General features: G+C 40.3%; 23 protein-coding genes. 14 read left to right on the forward strand and 9 right to left on the reverse strand.

Translation table 11 applies throughout. The features are described from left to right. The first annotated feature begins 34 nt into the window (after positions 1–34). Together L3Q70_RS17545 and ushA are read left to right on the forward strand one after the other, a co-directional pair. Complete coding sequence (locus L3Q70_RS17545) at positions 35–232, forward strand: hypothetical protein (RefSeq protein ID WP_062567910.1); 198 nt, start codon at positions 35–37, stop codon at positions 230–232. A 75-nt stretch (positions 233–307) separates the two neighbouring features. Continuing rightward, positions 308–1,915: a bifunctional UDP-sugar hydrolase/5'-nucleotidase UshA gene (gene ushA / locus L3Q70_RS17550; protein ID WP_237115580.1), complete on the forward strand. Its 1,608-nt coding sequence runs from the start codon at positions 308–310 to the stop codon at positions 1,913–1,915. Between the two features lie 22 nt (positions 1,916–1,937). Here the strand turns inward: ushA and L3Q70_RS17555 are convergent, their stop codons facing one another. Continuing rightward, positions 1,938–2,783: a hypothetical protein gene (locus L3Q70_RS17555; RefSeq protein ID WP_237115581.1), complete on the reverse strand. Its 846-nt coding sequence runs from the start codon at positions 2,781–2,783 to the stop codon at positions 1,938–1,940. Between the two features lie 88 nt (positions 2,784–2,871). After that, a complete protein-coding gene (locus L3Q70_RS17560) occupies positions 2,872–3,774 on the reverse strand; it encodes a hypothetical protein (protein ID WP_062567913.1) in 903 nt (300 codons plus the stop codon). 217 nt (positions 3,775–3,991) lie between these two features. On the opposite strand from L3Q70_RS17560, the gene L3Q70_RS17565 reads away from it, so the two are divergent. From L3Q70_RS17565 to L3Q70_RS17575, 3 genes are all read left to right on the forward strand, one after another. Then, the gene (locus tag L3Q70_RS17565) at positions 3,992–4,855 is read left to right on the forward strand and encodes a S1/P1 nuclease (RefSeq protein WP_237115582.1); all 864 of its coding nucleotides are present in this window, start codon (positions 3,992–3,994) and stop codon (positions 4,853–4,855) included. 32 nt (positions 4,856–4,887) lie between these two features. After that, positions 4,888–8,094 (forward strand): TonB-dependent receptor, encoded by a 3,207-nt coding sequence (locus L3Q70_RS17570; protein WP_237115583.1) that lies wholly within the window; start codon positions 4,888–4,890, stop codon positions 8,092–8,094. A gap of 129 nt (positions 8,095–8,223) precedes the next feature. Further along, positions 8,224–11,313: a TonB-dependent receptor gene (locus tag L3Q70_RS17575; RefSeq protein ID WP_237115584.1), complete on the forward strand. Its 3,090-nt coding sequence runs from the start codon at positions 8,224–8,226 to the stop codon at positions 11,311–11,313. Positions 11,314–11,362: 49 nt separating this feature from the next. On the opposite strand, the gene L3Q70_RS17580 is transcribed toward L3Q70_RS17575, so the two are convergent. From L3Q70_RS17580 to L3Q70_RS17600, 5 genes are all read right to left on the reverse strand, one after another. Beyond that, entirely contained in the window at positions 11,363–12,373 is a 1,011-nt protein-coding gene (locus tag L3Q70_RS17580; protein WP_062567916.1) for an ABC transporter ATP-binding protein, read from the reverse strand. A 12-nt stretch (positions 12,374–12,385) separates the two neighbouring features. Continuing rightward, positions 12,386–13,885 carry an iron ABC transporter permease gene (locus tag L3Q70_RS17585; RefSeq protein WP_062567917.1) on the reverse strand — a complete coding sequence of 500 codons (1,500 nt, stop codon included), beginning with the start codon at positions 13,883–13,885 and terminating at the stop codon, positions 12,386–12,388. Beyond that, positions 13,885–14,925 (reverse strand): extracellular solute-binding protein, encoded by a 1,041-nt coding sequence (locus tag L3Q70_RS17590; protein ID WP_237115585.1) that lies wholly within the window; start codon positions 14,923–14,925, stop codon positions 13,885–13,887. Before L3Q70_RS17590 ends, L3Q70_RS17585 begins: the two co-directional genes overlap by 1 nt. Next, complete coding sequence (locus L3Q70_RS17595; protein WP_237115586.1) at positions 14,925–15,737, reverse strand: hypothetical protein; 813 nt, start codon at positions 15,735–15,737, stop codon at positions 14,925–14,927. Before L3Q70_RS17595 ends, L3Q70_RS17590 begins: the two co-directional genes overlap by 1 nt. A 94-nt stretch (positions 15,738–15,831) precedes the next feature. Then, positions 15,832–16,284, reverse strand: coding sequence for a MarR family winged helix-turn-helix transcriptional regulator (locus L3Q70_RS17600; protein WP_237115587.1), 453 nt, complete (start codon positions 16,282–16,284; stop codon positions 15,832–15,834). Positions 16,285–16,387: 103 nt separating this feature from the next. Here L3Q70_RS17600 and hmgA point away from each other — a divergent pair, with 103 nt between their 5' ends. Then, a complete protein-coding gene (gene hmgA, locus L3Q70_RS17605) occupies positions 16,388–17,692 on the forward strand; it encodes a homogentisate 1,2-dioxygenase (protein ID WP_237115588.1) in 1,305 nt (434 codons plus the stop codon). Continuing rightward, a complete protein-coding gene (gene maiA / locus L3Q70_RS17610) occupies positions 17,692–18,321 on the forward strand; it encodes a maleylacetoacetate isomerase (protein WP_062567922.1) in 630 nt (209 codons plus the stop codon). The genes hmgA and maiA overlap by 1 nt, the downstream gene beginning before the upstream one ends. 66 nt (positions 18,322–18,387) lie before the next feature. On the opposite strand, the gene L3Q70_RS17615 is transcribed toward maiA, so the two are convergent. Beyond that, the gene (locus L3Q70_RS17615; protein ID WP_062567923.1) at positions 18,388–18,618 is read right to left on the reverse strand and encodes a TIGR02647 family protein; all 231 of its coding nucleotides are present in this window, start codon (positions 18,616–18,618) and stop codon (positions 18,388–18,390) included. A 94-nt stretch (positions 18,619–18,712) separates the two neighbouring features. On the opposite strand from L3Q70_RS17615, the gene L3Q70_RS17620 reads away from it, so the two are divergent. Together L3Q70_RS17620 and L3Q70_RS17625 are read left to right on the forward strand one after the other, a co-directional pair. Continuing rightward, on the forward strand, positions 18,713–19,009 hold the full coding sequence (locus L3Q70_RS17620) for a DUF1496 domain-containing protein (protein ID WP_237115589.1): 297 nt from the start codon (positions 18,713–18,715) through the stop codon (positions 19,007–19,009). A 67-nt stretch (positions 19,010–19,076) separates the two neighbouring features. Continuing rightward, entirely contained in the window at positions 19,077–19,343 is a 267-nt protein-coding gene (locus L3Q70_RS17625) for a VF530 family protein (RefSeq protein WP_237115590.1), read from the forward strand. Positions 19,344–19,345: 2 nt separating this feature from the next. Here L3Q70_RS17625 and L3Q70_RS17630 read toward each other — a convergent pair whose 3' ends face one another. Beyond that, positions 19,346–20,968, reverse strand: a complete 1,623-nt coding sequence (locus tag L3Q70_RS17630) for a diacylglycerol kinase family protein (RefSeq protein WP_237115591.1) — start codon at positions 20,966–20,968, stop codon at positions 19,346–19,348. A gap of 343 nt (positions 20,969–21,311) precedes the next feature. Between L3Q70_RS17630 and L3Q70_RS17635 the strand changes: the two genes are divergently transcribed. The 5 genes from L3Q70_RS17635 (at position 21,312) to L3Q70_RS17655 (ending at position 25,807) form a co-directional block, all read left to right on the forward strand. Next, complete coding sequence (locus tag L3Q70_RS17635; RefSeq protein WP_062567927.1) at positions 21,312–21,842, forward strand: sigma-70 family RNA polymerase sigma factor; 531 nt, start codon at positions 21,312–21,314, stop codon at positions 21,840–21,842. Continuing rightward, positions 21,839–22,528 carry an anti-sigma factor gene (locus L3Q70_RS17640; protein WP_062567928.1) on the forward strand — a complete coding sequence of 230 codons (690 nt, stop codon included), beginning with the start codon at positions 21,839–21,841 and terminating at the stop codon, positions 22,526–22,528. The genes L3Q70_RS17635 and L3Q70_RS17640 overlap by 4 nt, the downstream gene beginning before the upstream one ends. Before the next feature lie 124 nt (positions 22,529–22,652). After that, entirely contained in the window at positions 22,653–24,245 is a 1,593-nt protein-coding gene (locus tag L3Q70_RS17645; RefSeq protein WP_237115592.1) for a DUF4331 domain-containing protein, read from the forward strand. Positions 24,246–24,255: 10 nt separating this feature from the next. Further along, entirely contained in the window at positions 24,256–24,768 is a 513-nt protein-coding gene (locus L3Q70_RS17650; protein WP_062567930.1) for an Ig-like domain-containing protein, read from the forward strand. Between the two features lie 40 nt (positions 24,769–24,808). Beyond that, positions 24,809–25,807 carry a hypothetical protein gene (locus L3Q70_RS17655; protein ID WP_237115593.1) on the forward strand — a complete coding sequence of 333 codons (999 nt, stop codon included), beginning with the start codon at positions 24,809–24,811 and terminating at the stop codon, positions 25,805–25,807. Positions 25,808–25,816: the final 9 nt, after the last annotated feature.

Here is a 25,816-nt window from a genome sequence, read left to right on the forward strand (position 1 = left end):
TTACACGACAACAATGAACACATAGGAATAAACCATGGCGAATAAAGAAAGCGCTATTTGCGATTTTGGCCTACACCAAGGTGAGCCTTACAGTCAATTACCGGCCAGTTTTTTAAACTGGATGGTAGGTAATAATCATCAAAAATCACACTATGCAGAGCAAGAGCTTCAACGACGTCAATTAGCTGCCACAGGTGAGTTAAATTTTGAAAATGGCAATAAAAATTATTAAAAGTCATTTAATTTAAACCTAAGTCGTTTAAACTAAGCGCATAATTAACCTACTGCTTTAATATGGCAAACAATTATGCGTTTTATTATTTTATCGTCGCTGCTGTTTTCATTAACCGCTTGCAGCACTTTTCAAGAAAAAGATACCAATCCTCAGTATTTTACTCTTTTACATACTAATGATAATCATGGTCGTTTTTGGCACAACGAACACGGTGAGTATGGTATGGCAGCCCGTAAAACACTGATAGATCAATTAAGAGCAGATGCAAAAGCTCAAGGACATGCTGTTTTATTACTTTCGGGTGGTGATATCAATACAGGCATTCCGGAGTCTGATCTGCAACATGCAGAACCTGATTTCAAAGGTATGTCACTCATCGGCTACGATGCAATGGCAATTGGTAATCATGAGTTCGATAATCCACTCGCCGTCCTTGATCAGCAACAAAAGTGGTCAAACTTCCCATTTTTATCGGCCAATATTATCGATAAAAAAACTGGCGAAGCACGTTATCAAGGCTATAAAGTGTTTGACAAGAATGGGCTTAAAATTGCTGTAATAGGTTTAACGACAACTGACACGGCTAAAATAGGCAACCCGCAATATATTGGCGGCCTTGATTTTAAAGATCCAACCCAAGTTGCTGCAAACCTAGCACCTAAGTTAAAAGCTCAATATCAACCTGATATTACTATCGCCGTCACTCACATGGGCCATTATGTAGATGCTAATTTCGGTATCAACGCGCCTGGTGATGTAACGATGGCACGTAACCTTCCTGAAGGGACGCTTGATATTATTGTTGGTGGGCATTCGCAAGAACCCGTTTGTATGTCAAGTGCAAATGTTCTCGATAAGGACTTTGCGCCTGGTAAAGAGTGTAAACCAGATCAACAAAATGGTACTTGGATTATGCAGGCTCATGAGTGGGGTAAGTATGTCGGTAAAGCCGAATTTAAATTAGAAAATGAGCAATTAACTTTACTAAGTTATGAATTAATCCCTGTGAACTTGTATACCACAAATAAACAGGGCAAAAAGCAGCTTGCCGGTGACTATATTGAACCTGATAAGACAGTTCAAGATGTACTTGCGGTTTATCAGAAAAAAGGCGCAGCTCAGATTGCGGGCAAGATTGGCTCAGTCGATGCTAAACTTGAAGGCGACCGCAGCAAAGCACGCTACGAGCAGGTTAACCTTGCTCGTGTAATTATCGCCGCGCAAATGCAATCTGTTGGGGCTGATTTTGGCTTGATCAGTGGCGGTGGTATTCGGGATAGCATTCAAGCAGGTGATGTTAGTTATAAAGATATTTTGAAAGTTCACCCTTTCAAAAACCGCATTACTTACATTGATATAACAGGAAGAGAACTGTTCGATTATCTGTCAGTTGTGACCTCATTCCCACCGGACTCAGGCGCTTATTTACAGTACCATAAACTTAGTTTTAGTAGGCAAGATGGGCAGCTCAACGATGTGAAAATTAATGGTAAGGCACTCGATATGGACAAAACTTATCGTATGAGTATCAATAGCTACAACGCATCAGGGGGCGACGGGTACCCGACATTGACGAATAAGTCTGGATTCGTAAGTACAGATGACACGGATGCCCAAGCATTGAAGCGCTTCTTCGAAGAAAATAGTCCATTAACAGCGGCTGATTACGCACCTGAATAAGTACAACATGGGAAGTAGTATGCTACTTCCCTATTACTTCGATATCATCACAGGAAATTGCTTTTAAACCATAGTGATGTAATCGGGAGCGAGAACCTTCACCATGAGCTTTGGGAGGGTAATATATTTCCTTAAGCTCAGGGTCATCTTGCCAAACGTCATCCAGTGCAGCCCTAATTTCACTTAACGTTTTCTCAAGACTATTGGTAAAGTTCGGACGTTTTCTAATTGTATGACCAAGCTCAACTAAACGATAAAAATATTTATTAGCAAGATTTAATAACTCATCTGGTACATCTTTATTTTGATTAAGCACAACATCAGGATATTGGATACAAAACTCAACCAAGGCTAAATAAAAACATAATGGCTTATTTGCTAGCGCAACTGACTTTGCTTCAAGTGCAGTTGATGAAAATGTTTTCGTGTTTAAATCGACAACGAGCTTAGGTGTCTCAGCAAGTATTAGTTCATCATCTGCTGTCGCTTCTACTGCACTATAAAATGACCGTCTGCTCTGACTAACTAAATAGGTAAATAGCGACGCGATTAGAAGCACAAAAATTAAAACGACAATATCAGACTTTACTAATAGATTTTTGTTTAAAATAAAAGTAACCGACAAACTTCTTTTCGGGGTTTGTAATTGAGTTGATATACGTTCCCCTTGCACTTTTGAATTTGTAATACCTTCGATAGAATAAACCACAATGCCAGATTGGTTAATACGTGCATTCAACTGAGTAATGTAATTGGAAACCATTTCTTTACTGCCTGAGTGCTTTAAAAAATCATCAGGTAAGTTTAAGTAGTTCAAATCGAGTGCGATTCTGCTTTGTACCTTTGCAACAGACAATTGATTATTCATCTGCGTTTTGTAAAATTTTGCAGTATAGAAACTTGCAACTAACAATACTGTTGTTAACAAAAACACGATTACATAAAAAAGTTTATCTTTACTTAGAAGCATCGACGACCTCGACTGAGTGCTTATTTGAATCGCTTTTACAATCCCAAAATGATTCTACATGATTAAAGTAATGGGAGCTTTGATTGCGCGCTAAGTCCGTGAGGCGAGCTTGAACAGCACACAAAAGGTCGGTGTTCTCATCTTGCATTTTTAAATACCAACGGCTACCACTAACATTATCTCTTATTGGCGTGATGTAATTAACCGAAAAACTAGCTTGGTCACTGTCTTGCCAATAGGATGAAATTAAGTCAACTTGACCACTGGCGAGTAATTCTCTTAGCTCAGTATGAGAGCTGGCATAAGTGATATTTAAATTTTCTAAATTTATGTCTAATGTTTTAAAAAGTTGTTTCGGTAATATGTGACCCGAACGGCTTGTGGGGTAATCCAATAAGCCAATACGCTTATCTAAAAAGTACGACTTTTCAATTCGGGGCTTTTCTTTACTCGAAATGAGGTATGCAGTGTAATCAGGGAATCCTACAACGGCTTGATAATTATAAGTAGATTGCGCCATGAAGGCGTCAATTAAATTCTCTTTTGCAAGAATTAAATCAGCGATCCCTTTGCCTAAAAACTCGATGGAATCTGATGTTTTATAACCCCAGTAAGACGTAACCCTACCGTATTGTTTACGAATGGTTAAATCATCACACAAGGATATTGCCACATCCTCAGCGAGTGTTTTTGCGGATACATAAACGACAAGTTCGTTTAAATTGCTGTCTGACTTTGTATTGCAGGTATACGAAGTTTCAATAAACGATTTTAAGTCAGGTGCCACTGGTTTTCCCTGCATAAAACCAATGCAGAAAAACAAAATAATAGACAGAAACAAAAATGTAACAATCGATGATTTTTTTATTAATATAGTTCTTAAACTCAATTTTACTAACCACTTGCTCGCGCTAGTCTCTATTTGAACAATTATTCTTACTCATTACAACAAGTAATTTTACTTAAACATTCTAACCAGCTGATTTTATTACTTTATGAACAAGAAATTATGAATCTTATTGAGTCCTTTCTATTTATCTCAAAATTCAGGAGAATTGGCGCCAGAAAATTTGATTAAGCAAACATTCACTTTGGACGCTCAACCAATGTTACTAAAAACAATGAAGATGTTGCTGTTAACTACACCAGTAATTTCAGTTTTATCCGCAGCCCCTGCACATGCTTGGGGTCAAAATGGCCATCGAATTGTTGGTGAATTAGCAGCAATGCATATTACCGACACCACTCGAGACGCCTTAGTTCCATTACTTGATGGTGAATCACTCCCTCAAATAGCCACATGGGCTGATGAAATGCGCTCTGCACCAGAAAAATTCTGGCAAAAAAAGTCATCACGCTGGCACTATATAAACTTTGCTGAAGATGATGCAAAACCTGCCTATGACGCTCATGCTCACCATAATAAAGAAACAGTCGCAGATATCCTTGAAGGTATCGAATATTCAATTTCAGTATTAAAAAACGAAAAAGCATCATTAGCTGAAAAACAATTTGCATTACGCTTTTTAGTACACCTTGTTGGTGATAGCCACCAACCTTTCCATGCTGGTCGCAGCGAAGACCGTGGTGGCAATCGCATTTCTGTCACATTCTTCGGGCAAGATACAAACCTACACAGCCTTTGGGATACTAAATTAATAGAAAACGAAAACTTATCTTACACAGAGTTTGCCAAGTTCGTTGACACATCTAACCAAGCATTAATCTCAGATTACCTTGCGAGCTCTCCGAGTGATTGGTTGATTGAGTCAAACAACATTGCTAATTCACTCTATAAAGAAAATGAAACAAATGTAAGTTACAGTTATATCTATAAAAATTTACCAATTGTAAAAACTCGCCTACAACAAAGCGGGATTAGATTAGCCGGTTTATTAAACTCATTATTTGATAAATCAGCAAAACCGTTAGTAAAGGCACTTAAGATGCCTGCTAGCAGTGAACTATAAACCAACAAACCTCTAACACGGGAAATAACATAATGAATAAGTTACGCCTTTCGAAATTAACCGGAGCAGTTATATTAGCTCTTGGTGTTTCAACAAGTGCTATGGCTGCAGATACCTCATCTTCAATGAGAGGTAAAATTACAACGCCTTCTGGTGAAGCAGCTGCAAATGTTAAAATAAAGGTTATTCACCAACCAACTGGCACAGTCAGTGAGTTAACTACAAATGAAAGCGGTACTTTCATCGCTAATGGTCTACGTGTTGGTGGCCCATACACTGTACTTATCGACTCAGATACACACAGTGACAGCATGGTAGAGAATATCTACTTAGAGCTTGGTGATACTTACCGTTTACAAGAACAATTAAACTCATTAGCAATGGAAAAAATTGAAGTTTCTGGCTATAAAATTGTTCAGCAATCAGGCGGTTCAAGCAGTGTTTTCGGTGAAGACACAATCAATAATATGCCAAGCTTTAACAAAGACATTAAAGATGTGGCACGCTTAAACCCACTTGCAAATATCAATGGTAGTGGTGAGCTTACGTTTGCCGGTAATAACCCACGTACAAACAGCCTAACCGTTGATGGTATCGGCCAAAACGATGACTTCGGTTTAAACTATGGCGGCTACCCTACTGCTCAACCACCTGTTGCACTTGATGCAATTGAGCAAATTTCAGTTGATGTATCACCTTTCTCAGCATCAAAAGGTAACTTTGGTGGTGGTACAATTAATGCCGTAACAAAATCTGGTACAAATGAATTTAAATTCTCAGGTTTCTACGAAACATCAACGCCAGATATGGCAGGTGATGTAGATAGTATTTCTGAAGTTTATGCTGATGGTCGCCCTGTTTTAGACGAAGATGGCCATAAAACATTTGAAATAAACAAAGTAGAACCAATTCAAACAGAAGAACGTTTTGGTTTTAACGTGGGCGGTCCATTAATCAAAGACACACTTTTCTATTTTGTTAACTACAACAGCTGGAAGAGCGAACTTGATTTAGATTATGGTTTTGAGGGTTCTGGTGCAACGAACGAATACGATGTAACAGAAGAGCAATTAAATAACTTCTTATCTGTATTAGACAATGTATATGGTTTCCAAGACTCTTTAGGTGGCGATCCTGAAGATACGAATGAATCACTACTTGTCAAACTAAGCTGGAACATCAGCGATGCACACCGTCTAGATTTCACATATCAGTGGCAAGACGATCAAGAAGAGCGTAACTTCGGCACTGGCGGTGACACGGTGTTACTTGCTTCAAGCCGTTATACTTATGCAACTAAATTCAACAATTTCTCTACAAAACTTTACTCAGATTGGAGCGATGTTTTCTCATCAGAGATTGGTATCGCGTATAAAGATGTCAGTTCAAACAGCTTAACAAACTCGAATATTGGTAGCGTAAAAGTTGAAGAATACTACCGTGGTCCAGCGTATGAGTTTGGTACAGACCAATACCGCCACGCGAATGAGTCTTCAACTGAAAACCTAACATTAACATTTGATGGTACTTACCTTCTGGATGAGCATGAGCTTAACTTTGGTATTCAGTATGAATCACTCAATCTGTATAACCTATTTGCTGCAAATTCATTAGGTTCATGGGAGTTTGATAGCCTAGCTGGTTTTGCAAACCGCGAAGTAGGTAACTTTAATGGTACTTATGACTTCTCTTACGCAAACGCCTATACAAACAACGCTGCAGACACAGCATACGATGCAACGCGTAGCCAATTAGCAATCTACCTAGAAGATACTTTTTATATTGGTGACGATTTAGAAGTAAATGCAGGTATTCGTTATGAGCGTTTAGCATCTGACGACAAACCAACTCTAAATGAAAACTTCCTAGAGACTTATGGTTTTTCAAACCAAGAGAATCTTGATGGCGTCGATATCATCCTACCACGTGTTGGGTTTAAATATTACGCAACAGAAAACCTAACAATCAGCGGTGGTGTAGGTCGTTTCCAAGGTGGTATTCCTAACGTTTGGTATAACAACTCGTACCAAAAAGACGGTATTACACTTGTTGATGCACCACAATCAGTAATTAATGATTACTACGCAAATAACCCTGCAGATATCACATCTGTGCCAGGCGCAATTCAAGATTCACTGGTAAAAGGTGCGGGTAGCACAAACTACATTGACCCTGATTTTAAATTACCTTCAAGCATCCGTAGCCAAATTGGTTTCGAGTATGACTTTGACTCTGAATTACTTGGTAATGGTTTCAAGTGGCAAGCTGAAATCGCTTACCACAAGAAAGAAAACGAAGCAATTTGGCACAACACGGCTATCGTACCTGTGGGCGTTGCGGCTGATGGCGAACGTTTAATCCATGAAAGCATCTACTCAGGTGATCTTGCTGATAACTTCGATATCATGCTAACAAATTCATCTGATGATGGCCGTTCAGTTATCTTCTCAACAGCACTTGCAAAAGAATGGGATAACGGTTTATACATCTCAGCAAGCTATGCACACCAAGATATCACTGAAGCATCTTCAGGTTCATCTTCACAAGCGCAAAGTAACTACCAGCACAGTGTTACTAAAAACCGTAACCAAGACTTAGCACAGCGTGGTGCCTATGAAGTAGAACATAGCTTCAAAGTGAATATCAGCTACCACACTGAATTCTTTAAAGGCTATGACACTAAGTTTGACCTTTACTTTGAGCGTCGTTCAGGTCGCCCTTACAGCCACACAATGGCTTCGTACCAAGATGGTGCGCTAGGTGATTCGCGTGACTTCTACTCAAGCTCTGCATACTTAGCTTATATTCCAACTGGTGCAGATGATCCAAATGTAAACTGGGATGAATCGCAACTTACTTGGGGTGAGCTTGAAGCACTACTTGATAGAGCGGGCATTTCTGAGCGCGGTGAAATATTAGACCGTAATACGGGTACTATGCCTTGGGTTACAACCATGGATATCAGCGTTAAGCAAGAAATCCCAGGTTTCGCTAAAGGTCATAGCGGTGAAGTGTATTTCATGATTGATAACTTTGCTAACTTGCTTAATAGCGACTGGGGTATTGAAAAGCGCCTTAGCTATCAAGACCAATCAGTTTATGACTTTGGTGGTTTAGATGACCAAGGCCGTTATATAATTGATGAAGCATACAATGGTGCCGATGTAAGAAATTACACACTAATCGACCAAAGTGCTTCTGCATGGCAAGCTAAAATTGGTATTAGTTACAAGTTCTAATCTATACTGTTTAAAGCCCGTTTAATTACGGGCTTTTTTATATCTGTAATAAAAATGACACACATTGATTTTAAAAAAGGAAAGGTACTTACACACAGTAAGTATCATAATTTAATAACGGGAAACCTCATGAAATCAACATTTAATAAAAGTACACTGGCAATCGCTGTTGCGACTTGTTTAACGTTCAGCCATGCTGCAATGGCCAATGAAACCTCTTCTTCTATCAAAGGACAAGTTACAGGCCCGAATGGCAATCCTGCTGCTGGTACACAAATAACAATAATCCATATCCCTTCAGGCTCAGTTAAAAAAACGACGGTAACAAATGAAGGTAATTTTTCTAGCCAAGGCCTTCGCGTCGGTGGCCCTTACAAAATTATCGTCGATTCTGATCAATATGAAGATCAACAACTTGATGGTATTTATTTGACTTTAGGTCAAGATTATCCTGTAACTGTTAGCTTACAAACACAGCAAATGGAACAAATTGTGGTATCTGGCGCACCGATAAGCGCACAAACTGGCAGCACAGGTCCTGCAAGTCACTTCTCGCTTGAAGATCTAGAGTCTCGTCCTGCCATCAACCGTGATTTAAAAGACATTATTCGCGCCGACCCTCGCATCTTTATTGATGAAACAAATGCAAACTCAATTAATTGTGGCGGCGGTAATCCTCGTTTCAACAGCTTGACTGTTGATGGTGTGCGCATGAATGATAACTTTGGTTTAAATTCGAGTGGCTACCCTACCGAACGCATGCCATTTTCATTCGATTCTATAGACCAAGTAGCCGTTGAACTTGCGCCATTCGACGTGCAATACGGTGGTTTTACATCATGTAATATTAATGCGGTAACAAAATCAGGTACCAATGAAATTCATGGTGGTTTGTTTTACGACTATACCAACGACTCAATGTCTGGTGACTCTATCGAAGGTAAAAAGCTTGATACAGGAAACTACACTGAGAAACGCTATGGTTTTAACGTAGGGCTACCTTTAATTGAAGATAAGCTATTCTTTTTTACTTCTTATGAGAAACTAGAAGGCGCGCAAATCTTTGATTATATTCCATTTGCTGACAACCGTATTGATCAAGCAACTATCGATCGTATTACACAAATCTCAAAAGATAACTATAACTACGACCCAGGTAGCATGATTCCGAGCCTACCTGTCGAAGACGAAAAGATTTTAGTAAAGCTTGATTGGAATATTAACGATGCTCACCGTGCAAGCCTTGTATATAACTATAATGATGGCTTCTCTCTTGCCCAATCTGATGCAGATTCTGACGAAATAGCCCTTTCAAACCACTTCTATGAGCGTGGCGCTAAATTAGAATCTTATGTTGCCTCTCTTTACTCTGATTGGACAGATAACTTTTCAACTGAAGTAAGAGTGGGTTATTCAAAACTCGATAACCGCCAGCAATCTTTAGATGCTGCATCTGGTTTTGGTGAATTCCGTATCGACACCGGTGATATTGATGTTTATATCGGCCCTGACGATTCTCGCCAATCAAATATCCTAAATTATGACAACCTATCACTTAAATTAGGTGGCACATACTATTTAGAAGATCATGAATTATCATTTGGTTATGAACGTGAAGAACTGGATGTATACAACTTATTTGTTCAGCACACAGAAGGCGAATATCGCTTTAGTTCAATTGACGATTTTGAAAATGGTATTGCGCGTGTTTACTATGGCAACGCATCATCACAAAATCCAGACGATGCAGCGGGTGAATTTGCTTACGCCTTAAACACCGTTTACTTTCAAGATAAGTTTGAGCTAATTGACTACGATATCACGATTACAGCGGGTCTACGTTATGATTGGTATACAAGCAGCGATAAACCAACCCATAACCAAAACTTTGAAGACAGATATGGCTTTTCAAATAGCCAAAACCTCGATGGTATTGACCTTCTTCAACCGCGTTTAGGCATCAACTGGATTTATAACGATCAATTAGAGTTACGTGGTGGTTTTGGCCTATATTCTGGTGGTAATCCAAATGTTTGGGTATCAAACAGCTACTCTAATGACGGTGTAAGAAATATTCAGATTAACGAAAAAGGTTTACAAATTCTTGGCGATGATGCCATTGCATTTAACGGCGGCGGTATGCCTGGTTATGACATTCCACAATCTCTCTATGACGAGGTTGGGCAAGGTAGTGCAGATGCGAGTGCTAATGTAACTGATCCTGATTTTGAAATTCCTTCAGAATGGAAATTCTCTTTAGGTGGTACTTACATCACCAGCAATGATTATGTGTTCAATGTTGATTATCTCTATACAGATAAACAAGACTCGGCAATTATTCGCAACATTGCTAACGTACAAACAGACACAGCGCCAGATGGACGCCCTGTTTACAACGATGTTTTACATCCGCGTGTATCTGACTTTATGCTAACAAATGTTGAAGGCAGCGATGCTTATTCACATGTACTTTCTTTATCAATGAATAAAGCATTTGATAACGGTATAGATTTAGCACTTTCTTATGCTTATACCGTGGCAAAAGATGTGAGCCCAATGACCAGCTCTGTAGCATTCTCGAATTACCACTTTATTGCGGTATCTGATTCAGAGAACCCAGGCGTTACAACCTCTAATTATGAAATACCACATCGCTTTACACTATCTTTAGGTTATAGCCATGAAATTTTTGACGGCTACGAAACTAAATTCAACCTATTTGGTCAAGCACAGCAAACTAACCCATACTCTTATACCTTTGATAGGGATTCTGGTGGTTTAGGCTTTAACGATGCGAGCCGCCAACTTTTATATGTACCAGAAGTTGATGATGCATCAGTTGTTTATGGTCCTGACTTCGATCAAGCTGCCTTTAACAATTGGATTGAAAGTGAAGGCTTAAAGCGAGGTGAGATCCAAAAACGTAATAATATTGATGGCGACTGGTGGGTTACGTTCGATCTAAAAGTTGAGCAAGAGTTTATGGGCTTCACGCCTGACCAAAAAGGCTCAGCTTATTTCGTAATTAAAAACATCGGTAATCTATTAAACGATGATTGGGGTGTTTTAAAATCAGGTAGTTCGTTACAAAGTGCAGTAACAGCTGACATCGTTGATGGTCAGTATGTTTATAGCTCTTTCAACAACCCTGCTGGTACGAGTGTACAAACTGAACCTTCTTTATGGGAGATGCGTATCGGGGTTCGTTATAGCTTCTAATAATTAAAAGCAAACTATAAGCCCGCCTATTAGGCGGGCTTTTTATTAGTTAGCGTGGATATACGGCCAACGGATGGGTTGTGTTAATTGATACATGTACGTGGTCATTCGGCCGCACAACCACTTCATGGCTTACACGGCTTGTAACTATCGTTTTGCAGGCAAGTTCTACAGCACATAAACGGCTACCACCTTCGTAGCGCACCCATGTCACGACACCATTTGACGATTGTGCATTTTGAATTAAATGAACATCATCAGGTCGCAATAGTACATCAACCTCAGCGGAATTGTGGTCAACTTTAATTGCAGGGGCATTACCTAAGTCTGTTGTCGCTATATCACCTTCACATTGACCTGCTATGAAACTCGCTTCACCTAAAAAGCGAGCCACAAAGCGGTTTGTTGGTAAGCTAAAACAGCGCTCAGGGGTATCAAGTTGCTGAATCACCCCCTCCTTAAGTACACCCACACGGTCACCAATGGATAGGGCTTCTTCTTGGTCATGAGTGACCCAAATCGCAGGGACACCTGCATCTTTTAATGCGTTACGAATATCCCACCGTAAAGTATCTTTAAGCGCTGCATCAAGATTAGATAAGGGCTCATCAAGTAATACAAAATCTGGTTCGTGAGCAAGTGTTCGCGCAAGCGCGACACGTTGTTTTTGACCACCTGATAATGTTGCAGGCTTCTTATTACGAAACGCCTCAAGACCCAGAAGCTTTATCCAATGATCTGCTTTGGATGTATCGGTCAACCTAAAGCAAATGTTCTGTTGCACCGTTAAATGTGGAAATAACGCAAAGTCTTGAAAAACCATACCTACTTTACGTTTCTCAGGCGGCACTTTTAGCTTTGGAGTAGCACGCCATGTGCCTAAATTAATTTCGCCTTCGCTGATGGGAATAAGCCCTGCCAGAGCTTGCAAAATGGTACTTTTACCACAGCCAGTTGGACCAACTAGCATCAGGATCTCACTCTCTCCAAGTGATAAATTAAGATCACTCACCACACGATTGCTACCATAATCGATAGACAGCTTACTAACTGATAGCATTTATACTGATCCTTAATGTTCTAATTGACTGCGCTTTTCACCAGAGAGCATTATAGCTAAGCCACAGGCTGATATCACTACCAACAATAAGCCTGGTATTGCAGCACGGCCAAAGTAACCGGCTTCATAAACACGCCATAAATATGTTGAGAGGGTTTCAAACCCTGTCGGGCCTAATAAAAGTGTCGCTTCAAGCTCACGCATTGATTCTAAAAATACCAAAGCCGCACCGGCAATAATACCGCGCAGTGTTAGAGGCAAGGTAATACGCATAAATGCTTCACGTGGACTTGCACCTAGTACGCGCGCTGATTTGATTAAGCTTGAATCTAAGTGTTCAGTACTAGTACGCACAGAACCAACAGCAAGGGGTAAAAACCGAAGTACATAAGCGATGACTAATAATGCCAATGTTTGATATAAAAGCGGTAATTGTAAACCACCATAAACTAGCGCAGTTCCCATTACGATGCCTGGAATACCAAAACCAAAATAGGTAACTCGTTCCATAAAACGCCCTACTTTACCGCTTAATGCAGCATGAGCAACTGGCACAGCGACAACCACAGCGACAAAAGCAGCAATACCCGAGGCATAAGCTGAGTTCCAAGCAATGCTGAAATCAAAATCAGCAATCCCATCACGGGCAAGCCAAAGAGTAAAAATTGCTAACGGTAAACAAATTGCCAATAACAAAACAGGCAAAAATGTTACTAGCATTGCCAGTTTTTGAGCATTTGTCGGAAATAACATCAGAGCTCGACCATGACGCTCTGACGTGGTTTTAATTTGTGATTCGATGAAAAGTAAAAAGCCAACTATCACCATTAACTGCAGCGATAACATCGCAGCACGACTTAAACCAAATGCGTTGTATTCAACATAAATAACACGGGTGAAGGTATCTAAGCGCATCATCGCCGGCGTACCAAAATCGGATAATGTATAAAGCGCAACCAGTAATGATCCAGCGGCAATCCCGTTAACTACACGAGGTAATATTACTTTAAACACACTCATGGTCATCGACATACCTAAAGTACGCGCAGCATTTACCATACTGGCATCGAGGCTGAGTAAAGAAGAACGTGTTGTTAGCATAACAAACGGAAAAGTATACAAGGTCATTACAATAGCAGCACCGGGTAACCCGTACATAGCAGGGGTTTCAAACCCTAATAGTTGGTTTATCTCCCCACCTGGTCCAAATGCCGCATAAAGTGTAAATGCTCCAATATAGCTTGGAATAGCAAGTGGGGCTGCAAATAGCACTAACCAAAGCTTTTTAAAAGGAAGTTGCACATAGGCACTAATGAACGCCAGAGGCACGCCTATAAAAATAGAACCTAATACAGTTAACACCATAAGCGATAAGGTGTTTCCAAGAATTTTTAAATTATGACTATCAAAAACAGCCGTGGCATCACTGGCTAAGGTGATCAGAATATAAACTGGCACTAACGCCAAAAGCGCTGCAAGCAGCGCCATGGGATAAGAAGCAGGTATGCGCATTATAAAACACCGCTACTGCGCATAAGGTCGAGTGTTGGCCTTAAATCTGCCAATTGAGTTAAATCGATTTTCGGCGGTGAAATATCAGTTAACGCAGGTAGCCCAGCTGGCTGGTCAATACCTTGGATCAACGGGATTTCATAGGCTTCACGGGCTAAGTAACTTTGTACTTCTTCACTTAATAAATAACGCATAAAATTCATTGCATTAGGATTATCGGTCAGCGATAACACACCTGACGCATTAACCAAACAACCTGCATCTTGATTAGTAAACGCGAGGTCAAGGTTAGCATCTGGTTTACCTGACTTAAGGCGTAATGTGTAATAATGGTTAGCAAAACCAATATCCACTTCGCCACGTTCAACCGCCATGACTACACCGAGTTCACCCGCATAGGTTTTAGAGCGTTTTTGAACTTTTTTAAGCCATTTAGCTGTTTTATCATCCCCCTCAAGTATACGCATTGCTGTTACAAACGATTGAAATGACGCATAAGCTGGTGCCCAGCCTATTGATAAATCGCTCTCAGCAATTGCCATAATACTATCTGGGATCTGATCTTTACTAAGGCGCTGAGTGTTATAAGGTAATGTACGGATGCGACCTGTCACTGGAGCCCAACCAGGGTAGCGGAATTGCGGTTGTAACTGAGTTTCTAAATCACTTGGTAAAGGTTTAGCCAGACCTGCGTCTGTAACTAAGCCAATTGCACCAGAATCAACGGCCCAAAATAAATCGGCACGTTTTACACCTGCTTTTGCTTCTGCCACGATCATATTGGCTAAAGCTGCAGTGGGTCCACGTCGAATCGATAAATTTAGTTTTGGGTTTTTCTTTTGGATTGATTGCAGCACATTTTCGTACAAACCGCCTTCACCGCGACCTAAATATAATGTTAAATCCCCCTCAAGGGCTGGTAAGTCTTTCACTGAAATTGGGCTTGCAGCAGTCGCTGCAAAGGCTCGTGATAGAGGTAGCGGCATTGAGCCTACTACCCCAAACGCAGCCAGGCCTTGAATAAAGGTCCTACGCTTCACTAAAATACATCCTTACGTGCTTTTTCGGCTTCTTCTAGTAACACCTTAGCGCGATCTAGTTTTTCTTGCATATCAACAACCACTGCACGTACTTGGTCAACACTCCCTTTATCAGAAATAGCCTTTGGCAGGGTTACATTAAAATCTTTTTCGAGAACTTCGACTAACTTCGCATCTTTTTCAATCAGTGTACCTTCAACACCTTCGAATAAGTGAAGGTAAGTGTCGTGTACAATTTGAGTTGCTTCTTCGCTTAAACGCTCTGCATATTTTGCAACAACACGGTCTAACTTGTGTTTAATCTCGTCAATTGTTGCACTTTGCGTCATTGTTTCAGAAGCCGTTGCTTTAACAGCTTTTAATAAGCCTTTTTGTTGGAAGTCAGCAGCCAGTTTAACAGCTCCTAAACCCTGCCACAAGGCAGCGTTCAAGGCCTTTTGATGCTCACGAGCTTCGCTTGCTGGTTTTTTATCATCAATGGCCATTTTAATACCGTAAATGCCTTGCCAGATTGATGCATAAACCGGCACGTAGTTTGTTTCAATAGCGCTGTGAAACTTTACAGACTCCCAGTATTCGATTAAGTCACCGCTTTTTACAGCTTTCGCACCTTTGGCCTCATAATCGGTTACCATAGTGTCTACTTTGCCGATCATCCACTCAACGTCTTCAGAATAATCCTTCAAATTTTCTTTTAGATGATTAACGTGCTCACCAATTGGGCCATTTGCCAATACAGGTTGGGCAATAAAAGTAGAAGCGAATACTAGGCTTAGGCCTAGCGTTTTCACGGTGTTTAACGCTAATTTCATAGGGAGACATCCAAGTTTCTAATTGTAAATGATAGCCATTATCATATACGTATAGATTGCCTAAATCAATTGCTATAAAGCACTGATTACAGATTTACACATTTTTATTTAAGTGATTGGAAAGCTTAGTAAGAATGTTAAAAAAATGTGTTAATTCATGACTATCTAAACCACTCACCAAATGTGCTTGCCATGCAATTGCTTCCGGTACTATTTGTTCATGTAAACAGACCCCTTTTTTAGACAGCATCAGCAGGTTTGCACGTTTATCTATCGGGTCGGGCTTTGCCGTTAAAAGCTCTCTTGCTAATAGTGATTTTACTGCACGGGATACGGTTGATTTATCCATTTGTGCCATATCACACAAAGCTTTTGCACTACACTGACCATACTGAGCAAGATTAGCAATAACGCGCCATTGCGGCACCGTTAAATCAAATTGTTGATAAAGTTCACTAAACTGCTCACTCATTTGCACAGCTATATTAGTCAGTGAGTAAGGTAAGAATTTTTGTAAATCGAGTGTTGGCTGTTTATCTGTTATCATGGCTTCACTACTGTCAAAGAATGTTTACATAATGAAATTCAGCGTGGTTTGAATTTACTCTCACATGAGAGTATCTTACCTAAAACCTTTCAGGAGTCTAGTGATGAATAACGAATTACAATATATGACAGGCTTTGGTAATGAATTTGAAACCGAAGCATTACCCGGTGCATTACCAATCGGTCAATTCAGCCCACAAAAAGTAAAATACGATTTATATGCTGAGCAGTTCAGTACAACGGCATTCACAGCCCCACGTGCTGATAACCGCCGAACATGGTTTTATCGCATTCGACCTTCAGTTGTACAAGGTGATTACACACCAATTGATAATGGCCTGATTCGTACCGCTCCTATCACAGAAGTAGCAACGCCACCCACCATGCTACGTTGGGATCCAATTGAAATACCAGAAAAGCCAACTGATTTTATTGATGGTTTAGTCACCATGGCAGCTAACGGTAGTGCCAATGGCCAAGCCGGTATTGGTATTCATATTTATGTCGCTAATAAATCAATGCAAAACCGTTACTTTTATAATGCAGATGGTGAAATGTTGTTTGTGCCGCAACACGGTGAGCTATTGCTAAGAACCGAGTGCGGTAAACTGACCATTCGTGCAGGTGAAATTGCTGTTATTCCTCGTGGGATAAAATTTGCTGTTGATTTATTAACAGACACAGCCCGTGGTTATATTTGTGAAAACTATGGCCATGCCTATATTTTACCAGAGCGCGGCCCTGTTGGTGCAAACGGATATGCTAATGACCGTGACTTCCACTACCCTGTTGCGGCCTATGAAGATATCGAAGGTGACTTTGAGCTTGTCGCCAAATTTAATGGCAATATGTTCCGTTGTGATATCAGCCATTCTCCTTTGGATGTTGTGGCATGGACAGGAAATAGTGCGCCATACAAATATGATCTTGCCCGTTTCAACGTTATGAATACGGTAAGTTATGACCACCCAGATCCATCAATCTTCACCGTGTTAACATCACCATCAGGGACTGAGGGAGTCGCTAATATCGACTTTGCTATTTTCCCACCTCGTTGGATGGTTGCAGAAAATACTTTCCGCCCACCTTATTATCACCGTAATATCATGAGTGAATTTATGGGCTTAATCGAAGGTGTGTATGACGCGAAAGAGCATGGTTTTGTGCCTGGTGGCTCAAGCTTACATAATTGTATGTCGCCACATGGTCCAGAAGCTGATGTATTTGAAAAAGCCTCAAATGCTGACCTTCAACCTCAACGCTACGAAAATACCTTGGCATTTATGTTCGAATCACGTTACGTTATTTCACCAACAAAATATGCCCTTGAAGGTAAAGAGCGCCAGCCTAATTACACAGACTGTTGGCGTACTATTAAAAAACATTTCACTGGTAAACAGGACGCATAATGAAACTTTATAGCTATTTTCGTTCATCCGCTGCATACCGAGTGCGCATTGCCCTTAATTTGAAGAACATTGATCACGAGCTGGTGACAGTTAACTTATTAAAATCAGAGCAACAAAGCGACGAATACCTTGCTAAGAACCCACAAGGTTTATTGCCTGCACTTGAAACTGAGCAAGGTGTACTTGCTCAGTCTCTGGCTATTTTAGAGTGGCTTGAAGAAACGCACCCAGACACACCGCTTTTGACTGGTGATGCATGGCAAAAAGCTCAGATCCGCAATTTATGTTATGCCGTAGCATGCGATATCCACCCGATTGATAATTTGCGCGTATTAAAGTACTTAGCTAACGATCTTGGTGTTGATGAAGACGCAAAAACAACCTGGTATAAGCATTGGGTAGAAGTTGGTTTTCAAAGCATCGAAAAGCTACTTGATGAAGCGGACACTTTTTGTGTTGGGAACAAACCAACGCTTGCTGATGTGTGCCTTGTACCGCAAGTATTTAATGCACTGCGCTTTAAGGTCGATATGACTAAATACCCTAAGATTGCAGCTGTTTACGAGCAGTGTAATAAGCTTGATGCTTTTATTGATGCTGCGCCGCAGAATCAACCTGATGCAGTTTAATTAAAATAGCTTGCAAGGAACAAAGTAAAGGCCCGTTAATATCGGGCCTGTTAAATTCTATATTTTCTATCTGAGCGCTGAATTGATCACGCTGACATGCTTGATCAAATCCAGTCCTAAATCCGTTAAATAGCCACCATCAGGGCTATCAGTGATGCCTTTATCATAGAGGCGCTTTGCGGCATCCCTTATTGAAGTATCTGCATCTGAGTGGATTTTAATACCCTGCATTTGTGAATCACGCGGAAACTTTGCAAGAAGCGTTAACTCATCAAGCATATTAGTATCAAATTGCATGTGTTCTCCTTTTTATTATAGATATGTGTATTTTTATAGTAACAAGGATTAAGCTTAGTGTAGATATATAAAACTGCATACACAGAGGTACATTTTGAGTTTATTAAAGCATACGTTTTTAATATTTAGTATTTTATTTTCAGTGAGCTCAATCGCAAGAGATAAGCCTGTTGTTGTATTTGATTCTCAAGATATATATGACCAATCAAAGCTGTGTTGGTATGACAACAAACGCTACACTGAGGGCGCAATTATTCAGATAGGTCAAAGCGAGCTCGTTTGTGCTGCAAAGCATACACACTTTAACAACAGCGAGTTATCTTGGTTAAGAATTGATAAAGATGGCAACATTATGAGACCACGTCCAGCCAAAACTATTCGTGTTAACTAGATCTGTAAATAGCAAAGGTAGCCGTTCTAAGTTAGAATGCACTGGTTTAAAGTTATAAAGAAGAGTCATGGACAATCAACCTAACAATCCTCTACATGGTGTTAAACTCGCTGATATCGTAACTAAGCTGCAAGAAAAGTTTGGTTGGGATGGTTTGGCGGCGCAAATTGATGTGCGCTGTTTTCAAAATGATCCAAGTGTTAAATCGAGCCTCAAGTTTTTACGCAAAACACCTTGGGCACGCGAAAAGGTAGAGCAATTATACATTGATACCTTTTCTAATACCGCTGACGATGACGACGCACCGTTTCAATGGAAAAGTATAAAAAAGTAGCGTTAAGCCTGCTCTGAGGTTATCACCGAAAGTGATTTCGGTGATACTTCAACCACCAGCTTATCGGCCGTTTTAACCTCACCATCTATCACATAACTCAAGGGTTCATCTGCACTTATAGTGACTTCTCTCGCATTTGTGTGATGACTGTCAATCGCGAAACTTGTTTGCGTAATACTCGAAAAAACCAATTCAGCAATACTCAAGGTACTTGCTTTTGAATCTGTATTAGGTGTTAACCAATTCACATCTAATAGACCATCTTGATGATCAGGCTGACCTGCTGACTGAGCCAACAAAGTAGTAAAAGGTGCTGCATTTGCCACAATCAAACTTGTGGTATTAATCACTTGTGGCTCATTACTGTCAATTGTCACTGTATAGTCTTGTGCTTCATGCTCACCTAACGCCTGCCAAAAGCCTTGCAAGTACGCGAGTTGACCAGATTCATTCTTGGCATCACGGTGCGCTTTTTCAATCATTTGCTGCTCGAACCCTACACCGGCTAAAAGTAACATTCTTTCGCCATTACAAAGCGCTGTATCAATGCGCGTAGCCTGTCCTTCTATAATTAATTCGCAAGCCTGTTCAACGGGAATAATTTTTGACTTAATTCCCATTAAAACATGGGCAAGCGCATTTGCTGTGCCAAGCGGGATGATACCGAGTTTACAATCTGTATTAACTAATACTGTGGCAACCTCTGTCACAGTTCCATCGCCACCACATGCAATGATTACATCAGGTTGTGACTTTATCGCCTCTTTAGCAAGCTCTGTTCCATTTGTATCCTCCGTGGTTGTATGCACAGTAAGATCGTAATATTGCGATAATCGTGAGGTTATTTGCTTATTTTTAGATTCCCATAATTTGGTGCCCGAGACTGGATTTGCAATTAACACCGCTTTATTTTTAATTAATAAATCGCCATTTCGGTGACGACGAACTAGATGGCGCAATTGACGCTTATTTAAGTTTGCAGTTTCGCGGGTTTCTTTAATTTTCAATAGAATGTCGTGCACATCTGCATCTTTATTTTGACTTAGCAGGTAAGCAGCCATCACAAAAACGGAGCGTCCACGGCCAAGAGCGCAGTGAACAACAACACGTCGTTCTTGTTTAACCTGGTGGTGAATCCAGTTAATTGCTTGGTTTAATTGTGCCCTAGTTGGCACACTATGGTCCAAAACAGGAATATTCAAATAACGGATGTTTTCTTGGGTTGATGACCACTCAAGTCCATCAAATTCACAAGTAACATCTAAAATAGCTGTTATGCCCATCTCTTTCATAGTGTCTATGTCAGAGGGAAATAAACGGCATGCTAAAAATAATTGCTCGTCAATTTGCTGTAATGGCGGAACTTTATCATTTTTGCGAGACCATGCATTGTATAGTTGTGCGCCCATCAAAAAAGGGATAAATGCCCAGCGGATATAAATCGGAATAACGCCATTTTCACGCTTACGAAATATGCGCGCCAAGTTAAAGAAATAAGCACCACTTACGAGAAGTAAGGATAAAGCAGTCCAATAAAAAAATAACGCAAAATAAATAGCCTCAACACTCAACCCTACAATTATAAATGCAATTCCTAACGCCAAATAACTAATAGCAGCCCACATAATCACTCCTTGTTTTTCTAATTTATTAATTAAAAGCAAGTTTCAAACCAGTAATTTACTTAAACACTCATAATTAGAGCTAATAAAAACAGTGACTTAATAATTTAAAATAAATCTATCTTATAGTTTAGGTCATATTTTCACAAAATCATGAACAACTTACATAAGTGCATGAAAATAAATGAGCTAAAGTTGCCAAGTTGGACATTCATGCTAGGCTAACTAATAGAAAAGGTGTGGTTTTATCATTTAATTACAGTCTTTTCTCTAAAAGTAATGTTTTTTTGCATCTAAAAAGATGAGTTAACCGTTAATTAAATACAACAAGAACAACAGGAACTTTATGGACAATGATCAACTATTAGCACTACTCAGTGCAACAGCAAAGGGTGATAAACGCGCTTTTGCTGATTTGTACCAGTCAACCAGTGCGAAGTTATTTGCTATCAGCGTAAAAATGCTGGGTAATCGAGCTCAAGCTGAAGAAGTCTTACAAGATGCTTTTGTTAAAATATGGCACAACGCCAGTGACTATCAGGTATCTAAAGGTGCTGTAATGTCTTGGATGATAAGTATCGTAAGGTATCGCTGCTTAGACCTGTTACGTCATAAAAAGGTACGTAAAGAGCAAAGTTTAACTGATGAGCAAGAGCAAGAAGATCTAACCTCCATACAGGTGTCCTATGAGGATGATTCAAAATTAGTAGACTGTATTGAACAACTTGATCCACAACAAAGACAAGTTATTCACTTGGCTTATTATAAGGGTTTGACTCATCATGAACTTGTTGACCACATTTCGTCTCCTCTAGGTACGGTTAAAAGCTGGATCAGACGCGGGTTACAACAGCTACAAAGGTGCTTAACATTATGAATTATGAAAACCAAACACTTATTGATATGTTAGCCGCTGAATATGTGCTTGGCACTTTAAGAGGCCCTGCGCGTGATAGATTTGCCAGATTAATGCTGACATCAACTCGTGCCAGAGAAGCAACATGGATGTGGGAGCAGCATCTTAACAACTTAGCAAGTTCCATTGAGTCTATCCCTCCTGATGATCATGTATGGGAAAAAATAGTCAGTCGTGTCGACCCAGATGTTATTCCTATTCACAGCAAAGCAAAAAAATCGAACTCATCGATACTCCAAGCATGGTCATTAATAGCAACGGCTGCATGTATTGTGCTTGCTCTGATCATTTGGCAGCCTCATGAGTCTGCAAAATCTCAAGCACAACAAATCGCATTATTCAAAAACCAAGAGCAAACACCTTTATGGTTTATTGATGTCCAACAAAATAACTTATCAGTAAAAGCATCTGCCGCGTTAATTCCTCGCACCGATAAGGATTATGAGCTTTGGATGATAATAAAAGGGCAAGAAGCGCCTATCTCCCTTGGCCTATTACCTAAGTCAGGAAGATTAGAACTACCTAAGGATGCCCGCTTTAATGCAGATGATATAAGTTTGCTTGCAGTCAGCCTTGAACCATTAGGGGGCTCCCCAAATGGCTCACCAACTGAGGTGCTTTACACCACAGAGCTAGTTGTTCTTTAGACTAATAAGCCGTGCTAAGCACGGCTTTTTATATTTTTGTTAAAAAACTTTAAAATTATTGCATCCAGTTAAATTACCAATACGTATTCACTATGACTTAATTTAAAAAACTAAGGATAAAGTCATGAAGAACGTAACTCCATCTCTTATTGCAATTGTAGTATGTAGTACCCTATTCAGCTCTCCAACTGAAGCTTCAAGTCACCGTGAAGCGCCTAACATCGCGCGCTTCCCGACATTAGATTCAACTGACTTTTACGCGTTTAATAGCTACGAAGAAGGTCGTGGCGACTATGTCACCTTTATCGCTAACTACATCCCACTTCAGGATGCATATGGCGGCCCAAATTATTTCGCTATGGATCCTGATGCAACTTACAGTATTCATATCGATAATGACGGTGATGCCATTGAAGATATCACTTTTGCTTTTAATTTCAAAAGCATGCTCCCTAATGACAATATGGGAGTTGCACTCACTGTGGGACCAGAAGGCAACCAAAGAACCGTGGCAGTACCTCTTAAAAACGTAGGTGGTGTCGCAGCTGGAAATGACGCTGCAGTAAATTTTAGTGAATCATATACTGTTAGTGTTATTTCAGGCCCACAACGTACCGGCACTAAAGCAATGCTGACCAATACCATGAACAGCAGTAATGAGTTTTACAAACCGCTTGATTACATCGGTAACAAAACATTCTCATCGATGTCTGCTTATAAAGAGTATGCAAACCAGTATATCTACACTGTTGCGATTCCAGGCTGCAGCGGTATGGGTAAAGTATTTGTAGGCCAGCGTAAAGACCCATTTGTTGTTAACCTTGGTAAAACCTTTGACCTAGTTAATTATGTGCCAGTTGAAGGCGACAGTGCCCCTGGAGCAGGTGACGGTAATGGCTTTCCTGGAGGTATTACACAATCTGCAGACAATGATGATTTAGCAATGAAAAATGTCACTGCAATTGCAGTTGAAGTACCCAAAGCTTGTGTCACTGGTGAAGGTAACGGCACAATTGGTAGCTGGACAACGGCAAGTTTACCTCAAGCACGTATTCTAAACCCGAATGCTTCATTTGCTAAAAATGCTGTGAACGGGGGTGCCTTAACACAAGTGTCTCGCCTTGGTAACCCACTTGTAAACGAGCTTGTCATTGGCCTTAAGGATAAAGACACTTTCTCTACATCTGCTCCTGCTGATGATGGTCAGTTCGCTGATTATGTAACACACCCTTCACTACCCGAGCTACTTAACATCTTATTTAAAGATGCTGTAAATACTACCTTAGGTACGAATATCGAAACCCTTGCACCAACCAACTTCCCTCGTGTTGACTTGGTAACTGCGTTTTTAACTGGCTTCCCAGGTGTAAACCAGCTTGCAACTGTAACACCATCAGAAATGCTACGTTTAAATACCGCCATTGCAGCAACAGCGCAGTCAGAACAATCTGCATTTGGAGTAGCAGGTGATGATTTAGCTGGCTTCCCTAACGGCCGTCGTCCGGGTGATGATGTTGTTGATATTGCGCTTCGTGTTGTAATGGGTCGTTTGTGTTATCCAATCCCTGTCAACGGCACCGACACAGACTTAGGCTTATGTACATCAGATGATGCCAGTGTCGGTACTGTTCCATTCACAGATGGTGCCCCATTGGATGCAAGTATGATGGATGCTAGTTTCCCTTATCTTGCAACGCCAATTGCTGGGTCTAAGTAAGGAGGCAATTATGTGTAAATTCAATCGTTCTACCTTACTCCTTAGCATTTTTGCAGGCGTACTCGCAGGCTGTGGCGGTAGTGATAATGATGACAAAATGAAACCGACACCTGTAAACAATGCTCCCAGTGCAATTGATGCAATGGTAACAACACAAACAGAAGTTGCTATTGAAGATATGCTAAAAGGGTCTGACCCTGACGGCGATGCACTTACTTACAGTTTAGTGTCTGAACCGAGCTTAGGTGATGTTGTTGTTAATGCTGATGGCAGTTATACATACACGCCAAATCCAGAAACAACAGGCTCTGACAGTTTTGATTTTGCTGTGACTGATAGTAAAAACAGTCAAGCAACAGCCACTGTGAGTATCACCATTGAGGCGTTGCAAGTTGACTTCGCAACAATTGGCCGTGCTGCATTTAGTCAGAGTGCATCAGATAAACCATTGAGCTTAAACGGTCGTGTATTTACAAATACAGGCGCAGAGGCAAACTTTGATGATCTGGTTAGTGGAAACTAATTGCAAACTTGGCCACGGATGGCCTTTATAAGGATAAATCATGAAATTATTTTCTTTCTTCCTACTATTTACAACAACGCTATTGCAAGCAGAGCCATATATACCGAACGACGAAGATATAATAGCAAGTTCAAGAAGTCCTTTACCTGCCACATTATCGAAATACGAATTGGCAACGTTATTTGAGCAGAATCAATGGGCTGGTAGAACAGAATCAAACCAAGGCCTGTTAAAAAATTACTTATCAGAAAAAATTCGTCAAACGGATGACCCTGATATCCACTACTATTATGCACGCCTGCTGCAACGCGAGCACAAGTTCGAACTTGCTTTGGCGGTATTGAATGATTTATTAAAAAACGACCCTAGCCATGTGAATTCAATTTTACTAAAAGCAAATATTCTTAAAGTACAAGGCCAATTTGCAGCTGCAAATTCAAGTTGCTTATCGCTGGTGGGTAAAGCCAGTATTGAGACAATTTCAACCTGCTCTCTTGATGTTAAAAGCCAAATGGGTGATTTGGCAAAAAGCTATGACGGCTTAAAAAAAATTATCAAAAAACGAAACATAAGCATGAATACACGCCATGTTCTTGCAGAAATGGCTTATCGATTAAACATGCCAGAACAAACCTTACAATATTTAAATGAAGTTGATCTGGCCAAAGCACCTGTCAGCTTAGTTGTGTTGTGGGCAAATGCGCAATTAGCGCTTGGTAATAACGAAAAAGTGCTCGTGACACTTTCAAAACTTACAGCAGATGAAAGCAATCTAGAAGATGCTTTATTACTTCGCTTAGCACAAGCAGAACTAAATAAAGAAGACAGCCAATCAAGTAAGTGGCAAACACTGCTGAAAAAGCGAGTAACACTACGAGAATTGAGACAAGACACCTATCATGCCAGTGACCTTGCTTGGTATTATTTAATGATAAATCATGATCCTACAAAAGCTACTTATTGGGCAAACATTAACTGGCAGCATGCTAAGTTAGAGAGCGATAAACGCCTGCTCGAATTAGCGACCAAGCACAACTAGGGAATTACA

This window comes from Pseudoalteromonas sp. CF6-2 (assembly GCF_021729425.1).
Classification (GTDB): domain Bacteria; phylum Pseudomonadota; class Gammaproteobacteria; order Enterobacterales; family Alteromonadaceae; genus Pseudoalteromonas; species Pseudoalteromonas arabiensis.

What these genes read in the sequence shown, in the direction of transcription:
- L3Q70_RS17545 (WP_062567910.1), top strand. Translation starts at nt 35, where the DNA reads ATGGCGAATAAAGAAAGCGCTATTTGCGATTTTGGCCTACACCAAGGT.
- ushA (WP_237115580.1), top strand. Translation starts at nt 308, where the DNA reads ATGCGTTTTATTATTTTATCGTCGCTGCTGTTTTCATTAACCGCTTGC.
- L3Q70_RS17555 (WP_237115581.1), bottom strand. Translation starts at nt 2,783, where the DNA reads ATGAATAATCAATTGTCTGTTGCAAAGGTACAAAGCAGAATCGCACTC.
- L3Q70_RS17565 (WP_237115582.1), top strand. Translation starts at nt 3,992, where the DNA reads ATGTTACTAAAAACAATGAAGATGTTGCTGTTAACTACACCAGTAATT.
- L3Q70_RS17570 (WP_237115583.1), top strand. Translation starts at nt 4,888, where the DNA reads ATGAATAAGTTACGCCTTTCGAAATTAACCGGAGCAGTTATATTAGCT.
- L3Q70_RS17575 (WP_237115584.1), top strand. Translation starts at nt 8,224, where the DNA reads ATGAAATCAACATTTAATAAAAGTACACTGGCAATCGCTGTTGCGACT.
- L3Q70_RS17580 (WP_062567916.1), bottom strand. Translation starts at nt 12,373, where the DNA reads ATGCTATCAGTTAGTAAGCTGTCTATCGATTATGGTAGCAATCGTGTG.
- L3Q70_RS17585 (WP_062567917.1), bottom strand. Translation starts at nt 13,885, where the DNA reads ATGCGCATACCTGCTTCTTATCCCATGGCGCTGCTTGCAGCGCTTTTG.
- L3Q70_RS17595 (WP_237115586.1), bottom strand. Translation starts at nt 15,737, where the DNA reads ATGAAATTAGCGTTAAACACCGTGAAAACGCTAGGCCTAAGCCTAGTA.
- L3Q70_RS17600 (WP_237115587.1), bottom strand. Translation starts at nt 16,284, where the DNA reads ATGATAACAGATAAACAGCCAACACTCGATTTACAAAAATTCTTACCT.
- hmgA (WP_237115588.1), top strand. Translation starts at nt 16,388, where the DNA reads ATGAATAACGAATTACAATATATGACAGGCTTTGGTAATGAATTTGAA.
- maiA (WP_062567922.1), top strand. Translation starts at nt 17,692, where the DNA reads ATGAAACTTTATAGCTATTTTCGTTCATCCGCTGCATACCGAGTGCGC.
- L3Q70_RS17615 (WP_062567923.1), bottom strand. Translation starts at nt 18,618, where the DNA reads ATGCAATTTGATACTAATATGCTTGATGAGTTAACGCTTCTTGCAAAG.
- L3Q70_RS17625 (WP_237115590.1), top strand. Translation starts at nt 19,077, where the DNA reads ATGGACAATCAACCTAACAATCCTCTACATGGTGTTAAACTCGCTGAT.
- L3Q70_RS17630 (WP_237115591.1), bottom strand. Translation starts at nt 20,968, where the DNA reads ATGTGGGCTGCTATTAGTTATTTGGCGTTAGGAATTGCATTTATAATT.
- L3Q70_RS17635 (WP_062567927.1), top strand. Translation starts at nt 21,312, where the DNA reads ATGGACAATGATCAACTATTAGCACTACTCAGTGCAACAGCAAAGGGT.
- L3Q70_RS17640 (WP_062567928.1), top strand. Translation starts at nt 21,839, where the DNA reads ATGAATTATGAAAACCAAACACTTATTGATATGTTAGCCGCTGAATAT.
- L3Q70_RS17645 (WP_237115592.1), top strand. Translation starts at nt 22,653, where the DNA reads ATGAAGAACGTAACTCCATCTCTTATTGCAATTGTAGTATGTAGTACC.
- L3Q70_RS17650 (WP_062567930.1), top strand. Translation starts at nt 24,256, where the DNA reads ATGTGTAAATTCAATCGTTCTACCTTACTCCTTAGCATTTTTGCAGGC.
- L3Q70_RS17655 (WP_237115593.1), top strand. Translation starts at nt 24,809, where the DNA reads ATGAAATTATTTTCTTTCTTCCTACTATTTACAACAACGCTATTGCAA.